Genomic DNA, 9,487 nt, shown 5'->3' with positions numbered 1-9,487 from the left:
CCGCGCCTGACGGCGCGGCCCACATTCTTCCCGAGAATTCGACGCTTAGGTTAGGCGTTCGGCGTGTCCCGGCCGTCGGGCTCCTTTGCGACGCCCTTGAAGGGATCTCCGTCGTTCTTCACGCCCATGAGCTGGCCGGTGCGCTCGTCGCGCTTTTGCCAATTACCGTCCGGTCGCTGAAACTGAGTGCGTCCGGTTACCGCGCCGCGGCGGAAGCCATTTCCAGTATTCGTCGCCATTTCTAGTTCTCCGTGTTCGCCGGTTAGCAGTCCGGCAGGTCGTCGAGGTTGTTGCGGGTGGTCGTGTCGCGGTCCGTCCGGAGGTACTTGCCGGTGGAGCCGTTAACGACCTTGATCTTCGTCTCGGGGCCGGTGGACCAGGGCACCCAATATTCGTGAATGCCATTCTCTATGTCCGAGATCGCGTCCACCTTCGGGCGGGGTGACCAGCTCTGCCCCTCGTTGCAGAGCTTGGTGATGTCGCCCTGCGAGTTCTTTCCGGTCTTGTGCACGTAACGCTTCGCCATCGTCTCTCTCCATCTATCGTGAGTAAGGACCCGGACCCGGGCGCGGCGGCGCCGGCGGCCGGGACGGGTAGTCGGGCCGGAACGGAGGCACGGGCCGTTCTGGAAGGTGGGGGGGGTAGTTGATCATCGCGCTCAATCTCCAAGAGCGGCTTTCGCCGCTTGCTTCATAGTGGGGCGCTGTCGCCCAGAGCGCCTCCCCACCCCCTAAGGAGAAGGATCGGCGACGGCAGTCGAGTCGAGCGCCGTGCTCCAGCGGATACCCGATTGCGCCGCCTTTTGCAAATATCACAAACATACTAGTTTATGGCATAAACGTTGACAGGAGTGGGCGTTCGATTCACAAGGCGGGCGTGGACGAAAGCCGCATCTATAAAATCTTCGGGCGACGGCTGGCGGCGCGACGGGGCGAACTAACCCTCACGCAGCACGAGCTGGCCGCGCGTGTCGATTTGTCTCGCGCCTCGATCGCTAACATCGAGCGCGGTCATCAGAAGTTGCCCCTGCACGTTGTTTATCGGTTGGCCGCGGCTCTCGGGCTGAAGGATCCTTTCACGCTCCTTCCGCACCCTAGTGGGCCGTCCGACGCCGGGGGGGGCTCTGAAGCCGTGAGGATAGAAGGGGCTAGGGACCTGTCGGATGAGGCTCGGCGGCAAGTCGAGCGTCTTTACTTCGAAACCCCGGCCAAGCGCCGATGACGGTGTCCGCCGAGAGAAAGCGAGAGGTGCGTGAAAGGGCGCGCTCTCTCGTGGCGGATCGTGGCGTATCGAGGCCGCCCGTACCTGTCGATCGTATAGCCAAGGCACTCAACATTTTTGTGCAGTATGCGCCCCTGGATGAAGAGCTGTCTGGAATGGCCTTCATCAAGGATGCATCTGCCGTCATCGCGGTTAATGCACTGCATCACCCAAACAGACAGCGTTTCACCATCGCGCACGAGCTCGCACACCATGTCCTGCATGAATGGCACCTGCGAACGGGTGTTCACGTCGACAAGGTGATCCTTGAGCGAGCGTCCCTTGCGGCTCTCGGGGTTGATGATCTGGAAATCGAGGCCAACGCTTTCGCATCGGAACTCCTTATGCCTCGTGACTTATTTGAGCCGCTGGTCCATCAAGAGATTGATCTTAACGATGAAGCGCAGCTAACTGTGCTTGCGAAGCGATTCAGAGTCAGCATGGCGGCCCTCCAGTTCAGGTTGGCGGCGCTGGACTGAGACGGAGAGTCCGGGTGGGGTTCGTTTTCTACGACGTCGAGACCACCGGCACCGACCGCAACTTCGACCAGATCCTGCAGTTTGCGGCGATCCATACGGATCACGATCTCAACGAGCTTGATCGCTTCGAGATGAGGTGCCGCCTACTTCCGCACGTTGTGCCCTCGCCGAAGGCGCTGACTGTGACGCGCATGACGATTGACCGTATCCTCGATCCGTCACTGCCGACGCACTATGAGATGGCGTGCTCGATTGTCGAGAGGCTCACTGCGTGGTCTCCGGCGATTTTCGTCGGCTGGAATTCCCTGGAGTTTGATGAGCACATGCTTCGGCAGGCCCTCTACCAATGCCTGCACCCGCCTTACCTGACGAATACCAACGGCAACTGTCGTACCGATCTGATGAAGTTCTGCCAGGCACTGTCAGCGCTACAGCCCGGCACAATTGTCATTCCGCCTGGCGCGCGTGGCCAAGAGAGCTTCAGATTGGACCTCGTCGCGCCCGCGAACGGCTTCGACCATCGTAACGCCCACGACGCGCTCGGCGATGTTGAGGCGACGGTGTACCTTTGTCGGCTCCTGCGAGACTGCGCTGCAGATCACTGGTCCGAGGCACTTCGTTTCTCCCAAAAAGCCGCCGCCCTCTCCTACATCGAGGAAGAACCGGCATTCATCATCACCGAGTGCTATTTTGGAAGGCCGTACCAGTTCGCTCTGACCAAGATCGGGCAGGATCCGGCGAACTCGTCATCGGTGCTGGCGTACGATCTCGAGGTGGATCCGGATGAGTTGCGCCGCCTCGATGATGTATCGCTCGTCAGCCGATTAGCGCGAAAGATCAAGCCCGTTCGCCGCGTGCGCGCGAATGCTTCGCCAATCATGCACGATGTCGTTGCATTCTCGTCATTTCATGGATTCTCTCCCGACGAGCTTCTCGATCGCGCCGAGGAGATCCGTTCCGATGAGGAGCTGTGCGAGCGGCTTTGCAGGGCGGCTCAGCGCGAGGCGCTGGAGCCGTCCGGCCACGTAGAACAGCTGATCTACAGTGGCTTCTGGGGAGATGCTGACAAGGAGCGCATGCGGGAGTTTCACGCACGCGACTGGACCGGGCGCGCCGCCGTAGTCGAGACATTCGAAGACCTGAGGCTTGCGGAGCTAGGAAGAAGGCTTGTCTTCCATCATGCGCCAACCGCCCTGCCGGCACGAGCTAGGTCGAGCATCGAATCCGACCTGGCACGACGAATGATCGGGCACGGGTACGCGGAGCCTCCGTGGACGACTTTGGCGAAAGCAGATGCCGATGCGATTGCCCTGCTCAGCTCCTGCTGCGCAGAGGAGGCAGCCATTGTTCATGCCGTAAGGGCTCACATCGCGCGTGAGATGCAGCGTTGCCTACCATTCTGTGAGCGCTGCTGATAGCCAATGGCGCTCGTGCCCTACTCCCGCGGACAGACGCTTCTCAGCATTCGCGTACGATCGGGTGGAGGGCTGCTTGCGCTTTCTTGGGTGGATTGATCACGATCCCCAGCAGCAGCAGTCAGTGCTCAGCGGTCTCACCGTCAAGGGGCAGGACGCTCGTGATGAGCTGGGACTAGGTACAGTCCGTGATACGCTGTCGGACCTGTTATTCCCCGGAACCAGCACCATCCAACAGCGCGTTCGATATTTTCTCTTCGTCCAGTGGTGTTGCGAGCTGGCGGCTCGGCGTTCTGGGGCGGACCGAATATTGGAGGAGCTGCGTCGACTGGAAACCGAGCTGATCAAAACGCTGACGCCGCTCGGCGAGGGAGAAGGTGTTATCGGACTCCTCAGCCAGGACGAGCTCGAGCGAATGCCCAGCGAGATCTACTGGAATGGGCTGCTCGCGGTCGGGATGCGACGGGTTAGCGGCAATCGCGGCCGCTGGGCGCGTGAAGTCGCGTCGCAAAGGACCGCGTCCGCTTCGGATCCTTGGGCGGAGCGTGCAGATCGTTCCTCGGAGCATGGCTTTGACGTCGGCCGCCCCGGACCACCGGCCGAATTCCCGCGGACTAAAGGTTTGGATTTCAGGCTCAGTTGTGATGAGGCCGAATACCTGAGGCACCGCCTTGAGAGCGCGAGCGCCGATCCGGACGGGCATGGCCGGGCATACAGCTTGTTCCCAGCATTCTTGAGCTACCGCCGACCCACCGAGGCTTGCGCAGCCTGGGAACACCCGCGGGCGAACCGCCTTAGCGAGCCCGCTCGAGGTCTTCTCGCTTTCGCCGCGGCATTCTCGCGCGTGATGCTCGGGGCCACCCATCTGTACAATGCCCGGGTGGCGGAGCTCGCGCTAGCGAAGAAGGGAAGCTCAGAGGTTCGCGACCGGCACGTCGCGCTGCTTCGGGATTGGCGAGGCGACATGGACATCGCTGACGTAGAGCTTGTCCTCGCCAGATTGGACGAGATCCCTCCTTTAGGGTTGCTTGTACGTCACCGTATCCGGCCCGAGACGGTCGCGTTCGTGCGCAATTGGGCGGTGCAGTGCCACAGCCCGGGGGATCTGTTGAAGCGCCGCGCGGCCGTCGAGTTGGTGGAGCGTCGTGAGGTGTTCCTGAAGGGGGCGGCAGGAACGTCGCGCATCCTCTCAGAGAAGGCCCGCGCGCGGTGGGGTGGGGAGTCCGGTGGCGCGTTGGACTATCGCTGGCGAGTGGTCCGCCGATGCCTCAATGACCTGGCCAAGCCGGGATGATCCTCGAGCCGCAAAGGCGCACCTCGATCTACGACCTGCTGAGGCCGCCCGAAGGCTTCGGAATAGACGCGCTTGTCGCCTGTACATATTCCGCCTCCCTGGAGACGGTGCTCTCACTGCCCGCAGTCATGCTTGCCGATCTCACCGGCCGCGAGAGGAGGGGTGGGCCCTACGTGGCGGCCGACCTTGCGGCGCTACGGCGCGTCTGCGACCGTACTCTGGTCTTCTGCCAGGCCGCTGCCATCCATCCTGCCGCAATGCTCCCCGCTGCGGTGATCGAGACCGAGCGGATGGTGCACGAGGTCACCGCGCCCGCCGGCGGCGCGTTCCATCCCAAGGTATGGGTTGCAAGATACGTGGACGGAGCGGACCGGAAGCTGATCCGGGTGGCAGTCATGAGCCGCAACCTGACGGGCGATTCCTCGTGGGATGCTGGCTTGATCGTGGAGGGGCCGCCGGGGCGCGCACGCCAGGCCGACTGCGAGATCACGTTGCTGCTCCAGTCACTGCCTGGAATGTGCTTACGGCCACTCTCGAGCAGGGCGCGCGGCATTCTCGCTCAGCTCGCTGGCGAGGTTTGCTCCGTCGGCTGGCGCCTCCCCTCCGAAATAAGCTCTCTCCGCTTCCATACTCTCGGCACGAGCATTGGGCGCGGATGGACGCAGCCTCCCAGCGATCGTCTCCTGGTAATCTCGCCGTTCCTGACGAGCGGCGGATTGAAGGTGCTCGCGAAGAGCAGCGAGGATCCGTTCCTCCTGGTGTCGCGGCCCAATGCCCTGGACCGTTGCTGGCCGGCTGCAAAGGGTAAATTCGCGCGGCAGATGGTTCTATCGGCGCCGGTCCTCACCGACGAGGCAAATCCTCAACACGGAGGTCTTCACGCCAAAATCCTCGGGTGGGAGTCTCGCGGCCGCGTCCGCATGGCCATGGGCTCGATGAATGCTACCGGCCCCGCGATGGACGGATCCAACGTCGAGTTTCTCGCCTCCTTCGACTGCACCAAGGCGTTCGGTGCTGAGGGGCTGGCGGCGCTGCTCGACGGGCGCGCGCTCGGGACCTGCCTTGTCGACTACGAGCCGCCCCAGAACGAAGAACCGAGTGTCGAGCCCGATTACCGCCCCGGCACGGCCGTGCTTTCGACTGCAGGGCTTCACTTGCGAGCTGAGGCAACCGACGGCGGCTGGAGCGTAGCCCTAATGCCGGTGAAGCCCTTGGGCGCGGATTTGGTGACCCTCTTGCCCAATCTTCGCTTTCGGCTCGCGACGACCATGGCGGGCCGCTGGTCTTGCTGCGGTGAGGCCCTGGCCAAAGGGGAGCCTGCCCAGTTCGTGGATGCGCTGGATCTCGCGGAGGTCACGGGCTTTGTCGTCTTCGAGACCACCGGTCCCGACGGTACGGTCTCATTCACCCTGAACCTCGAAGTGCTCGGCGTCGATGAGGAGGAGCGGCGCCAAGCGGTTGTCCGAGCCACCATCCCGACAAGGCGCCATCTGGAAGAGTTCCTCAGAGGGATGCTCGGCGACTCTTCCGGCACCGGCGGCCCGATCGGCGGCGATGAAGAAGGCACCACGGTGCTAGCTTGGTCCGGCGGTGGGGCGGCGGGGTTGCTGGAGGCGCTGGTCCGCTGCGCGAGCGACGATCCGCCTCGCTTGCAGTCAATCAAGGCGGCCTTGGATGCACTCGGGACCCATCAGCTGGAGAGCCTCGCGCCGAAGGGCTTCCTTCCGCTTTGGGAGAAATTGTTGCGCGCTGTGGAGAGCAAGAAGTGAAAGGTCCGGCGGCGTTCCAGAAACGCACCTCCAAGTACGTCATCAAGCGGTTCTGGCAGGACCGCGACTACGCACACCGCTTCCTCGTCGCGGACGAGGTTGGGCTCGGCAAGACGATGGTCGCCCGCGGGGTTGTCGAGGAGGCGCTGCGTCGCCGCGAGGGCCGGCCGGTTGACATCGTCTATCTTTGTTCGAGCCAGCCGGTCGCAAGCCAGAACCTGAAGCGACTGAAGGTGGAGGGACACGGCGGCACGATCCGCGCGAGCCGGCTGACCTTGCTCGCGCTTGAGCGCCGATCCGAGGACGGCGTCCGGTACTTCGCGCTGACTCCCGACACCTCGTTCAAGGTGTCAGGGAGTTCGGGGCAAGTGCGCGAGCGGGCGCTGATCTATTGGGCACTCCGCCGAGTGTTCCGCTCGGCTGGATTTGTCGAGGTCATGCAGCAGGTCTGCCAGTCCAACTGGGACGGACGGCTCTACGAGTTCACGCAAAACCGCCCTGACGAGGTGATGCTCTGCCGCTTCCGCGAGGGCGTCCTGGCTGACGAATCATTGGTGCAGGAGATCCGATCTCTCAGCCGCGACATTGGTGACATTCGGGACGAGGTCAACGGGAAGCTCCTGCGTAAGCGCCGGAACCAGCTGATAGGACGACTTCGACGGGAACTGGCGACCTGCAGCGCCTCGGCACTGGCCGCCGATGGCGTGGTAATCGTAGATGAATTTCAACGCTTCGCGAACCTTCTTGACGCCCGCCGACGCGATGAAGATCCGGCGGTTCACCTGGCTGAGCAACTGCTGCAGTCGTCGCAGACCGGCCGTCGTGTCCTGCTGCTGTCGGCGACCCCCTACCGCATTCCAGGTCGCGAGCTGGAGCCTGGCGAGCAGCCGTATGATGACTTTGTCGCCCTGATGCGGTTCCTGGCGGGCGAGGAGCAGGCCGAGCGCCTCGCCGCCGCGCTCACGATTTTCAGTCGCGAGCTTTCGGCCCGGCCGCCCGTGGAAGCCGCGGTCAAGAAGGCGCGTGACGCTGCGCAAGCCATACTGCGCCGTGTCATGTCGCGAACCGAACGGACGGGCGCGACGCGTGACGGCATGGTGTCGGAGGACATGCGCTTGCTGGAGCCGACGACGGACGAGCTTCGTGGCGCTATCGCTGCCCGGCGCATTGCCCGCCGTCTACGCACCCGTGACGCGGTCGAGTACTGGAAGTCGGCTCCGTTCTTCCTGGAGTTCATGCGGGACTATCAGTTCCGCAAGGCAGCGGTGGCTTCGTCGGGCAAAGACAAGCGCTTCGTCCTGAGAGAGGCCCGAGCAGGCCGGCTGATGCTCGACTTGCAAGCGGTTCGGCGGATGGATCCGGTCGACCCGCCTTCCGCGCGAATGCGCGACCTTATTGCCTCCGCTATGCCAGAAGGCGTGGAGCGCCTGCTATGGGCCCCTCCATCGCTTCCCTATTCAGAAGCGCGCGGTGCGTTCGCATCGGCTCCGTTGGACATCAAGAGACTTCTCTTCACGGAGTGGCAGCTCGCTCCGGACGCGATCTCTGCGATGGTCTCGTTCGAGGCGGAGCGCCGGCTGGCAGCGGGCATGCGATTGATGAGGCGGCGCAGGAAACGATCGGACCGGGGATTGTCTCTGCGGCATGCTCAGTTCGGTCAGCTGGGCGACTTGCTCAGGCTGGGGCGGCCCGCGCGCGCAGGGACCGATCCGACCAAGGCGATGGCTCCCTTGGCGCTTCTGCTGCCGTTTGCCGCACTGGCGGACGTCGGCGACCCGCTCGCGATCGCAGCCGAACGGAAGTCTCCTATCTCGAGAGCTGAGCTCGTGACGCTGGTCAGGCGGCGAATTTCGGTCAAGCTGGGGAACCTGGGGCGGCACCGGCGCGGTCGTGTCGATGAACGTTGGTACTGGGCGGCGCCCATCCTCTTGGAAGATCCGGATGTCGTCCGCACGTGGCTGGACACCGACGAGCAGCTCACGGCGCCGGAGCTCACGGCGCTAGCGAGCGCTATTCGATCGGTGCTCGACGAACCCGAGCAGCTAGGACGGCGTCCCCGAAACCTGTCGGAGGTCCTGGCACGCGTCGCGATCGGTGCTCCCGGCGTCTCTGCGCTTCGGGCTATCACCCGCACTGTCGCTGATGGGATCGAGGATTCCGCGCTTCGAGCCGCGTCGTTGAGGGTCGCCCGCGGTTTCCAATCCCTGTTCAATCTTGGCGATGCCGCCATGGCTGTCCAGCTGCATTGCTTGGCACCAAAGCTCTCCTATTGGCGCCAGGTACTCGAATACTGTGTCGATGGGAACTTGCAGTCCGTTCTCGACGAGCAGATGCACCTCATCGCGGACGCGCTCGCCCTTTACGAGGGGACGCCTGACGAGAAGCTCTCGAAGGCTGTCTCGACGATCCACGGGTGCATCACGCTTCGCCGGGCATCCGTTGAGGCGAACAATCTGGAGCGGGGCTCCCGCAGCGGGGGCTCGCGAGAGAAGCTGGTTCGATTACGCTGCCGGCACGGCCTACGCTTCGCCGAGATCAAAGATGTCGACGGAGCTGTCAGCCGCCTCGACGCAGTTCGCGATGCGTTTAATTCGCCGTTTAGGCCATTTGTCCTCGCCTCCACCACAGTAGGGCAGGAAGGATTGGACTTCCATGGGTGGTGCCATGCCGTTGTTCATTGGAACCTGCCGCGCTCTCCCGTTGACCTGGAGCAGCGTGAGGGGCGGGTACTACGCTACAAGGGGCATGCCGTTCGCCTCAACCTCGCACGGGGTATCGGCTTGTCAGGGTTGCCGCTGGGGTTCGAGCCTGCCCGATCCGATCCATGGGCAGCGATGTTCGGGGTCGCGTCCAAGCGCGATCACGGTAACCCACTCGCTCCCTTCTGGGTCTACGACGACGTAACCAATCCAATCAGCGTTAGGCGGGTCCTACCAATCCTGACCTGCAGCCGCGAGTATGAGGCGTTGCCGCGACTCCGGGAGCGTCTTGCCACGTATAGGCTGGTTCTAGGCCTCCCACGCCAGGAGGATCTGCTAGGAACGCTTGAACGCAACGGTGTGACGGCCGAGCAGGCCTGGAATTGGCGCATCGACCTCTCTCCGCCGCCCACTCCCCGCTAGCTCCCGGAGGCCTTCAATTCATCTTTTCGGCTTGCTTCGCGTTGGAGTTCGGGAATCACCCAGTAGAAGCGGCTTTCCTGGCCTAGTTTCCCACAGCCGGTTGAATCTCGCCCAACTCCGCACGATTTGCTGCATCCCATCTAGGTTG

The 9,487-nt window shown here is 63.3% G+C and carries 8 protein-coding genes; 7 read left to right on the top strand and 1 reads right to left on the bottom strand.

The window, feature by feature from the left end:
- Positions 1-245 (top strand): hypothetical protein (locus E2493_RS21765; RefSeq protein ID WP_225421297.1); only part of this gene is annotated, 245 nt, incomplete at its 5' end.
- Positions 246-262: 17 nt separating this feature from the next.
- On the opposite strand, the gene E2493_RS09435 is transcribed toward E2493_RS21765, so the two are convergent.
- Positions 263-526, bottom strand: coding sequence for a DUF3892 domain-containing protein (locus E2493_RS09435; protein ID WP_135086063.1), 264 nt, complete (start codon positions 524-526; stop codon positions 263-265).
- A 350-nt stretch (positions 527-876) separates the two neighbouring features.
- Between E2493_RS09435 and E2493_RS22240 the strand changes: the two genes are divergently transcribed.
- The 6 genes from E2493_RS22240 (at position 877) to E2493_RS09405 (ending at position 9,339) form a co-directional block, all read left to right on the top strand.
- Positions 877-1,221, top strand: coding sequence for a helix-turn-helix domain-containing protein (locus E2493_RS22240; protein WP_135086061.1), 345 nt, complete (start codon positions 877-879; stop codon positions 1,219-1,221).
- Positions 1,218-1,739, top strand: coding sequence for an ImmA/IrrE family metallo-endopeptidase (locus E2493_RS09425; RefSeq protein ID WP_135086059.1), 522 nt, complete (start codon positions 1,218-1,220; stop codon positions 1,737-1,739). The genes E2493_RS22240 and E2493_RS09425 overlap by 4 nt, the downstream gene beginning before the upstream one ends.
- A 14-nt stretch (positions 1,740-1,753) precedes the next feature.
- Positions 1,754-3,154 (top strand): exonuclease domain-containing protein, encoded by a 1,401-nt coding sequence (locus E2493_RS09420; protein ID WP_135086057.1) that lies wholly within the window; start codon positions 1,754-1,756, stop codon positions 3,152-3,154.
- 76 nt (positions 3,155-3,230) lie between these two features.
- Positions 3,231-4,448, top strand: coding sequence for a DUF6361 family protein (locus E2493_RS09415; RefSeq protein ID WP_135086055.1), 1,218 nt, complete (start codon positions 3,231-3,233; stop codon positions 4,446-4,448).
- Positions 4,445-6,217: a phospholipase D family protein gene (locus E2493_RS09410; protein WP_135086053.1), complete on the top strand. Its 1,773-nt coding sequence runs from the start codon at positions 4,445-4,447 to the stop codon at positions 6,215-6,217. The genes E2493_RS09415 and E2493_RS09410 overlap by 4 nt, the downstream gene beginning before the upstream one ends.
- Positions 6,178-9,339: a C-terminal helicase domain-containing protein gene (locus tag E2493_RS09405; protein ID WP_135086051.1), complete on the top strand. Its 3,162-nt coding sequence runs from the start codon at positions 6,178-6,180 to the stop codon at positions 9,337-9,339. The genes E2493_RS09410 and E2493_RS09405 overlap by 40 nt, the downstream gene beginning before the upstream one ends.
- Positions 9,340-9,487 lie beyond the last annotated feature (148 nt).

Origin of the sequence: Sphingomonas parva (ex Maeng et al. 2020), from assembly GCF_004564275.1 — a bacterium.
GTDB lineage: Bacteria > Pseudomonadota > Alphaproteobacteria > Sphingomonadales > Sphingomonadaceae > Allosphingosinicella > Allosphingosinicella parva.
Note: the sequence above shows the minus strand (reverse complement) of the source record. Positions and strands in the feature narration are given on the sequence as shown.

Bases quoted from the DNA above. Each gene is read 5' to 3' on its own strand.
- E2493_RS09425 (WP_135086059.1), top strand. From the start codon at position 1,218: ATGACGGTGTCCGCCGAGAGAAAGCGAGAGGTGCGTGAAAGGGCGCGC.
- E2493_RS09410 (WP_135086053.1), top strand. From the start codon at position 4,445: ATGATCCTCGAGCCGCAAAGGCGCACCTCGATCTACGACCTGCTGAGG.
- E2493_RS09435 (WP_135086063.1), bottom strand. From the start codon at position 526: ATGGCGAAGCGTTACGTGCACAAGACCGGAAAGAACTCGCAGGGCGAC.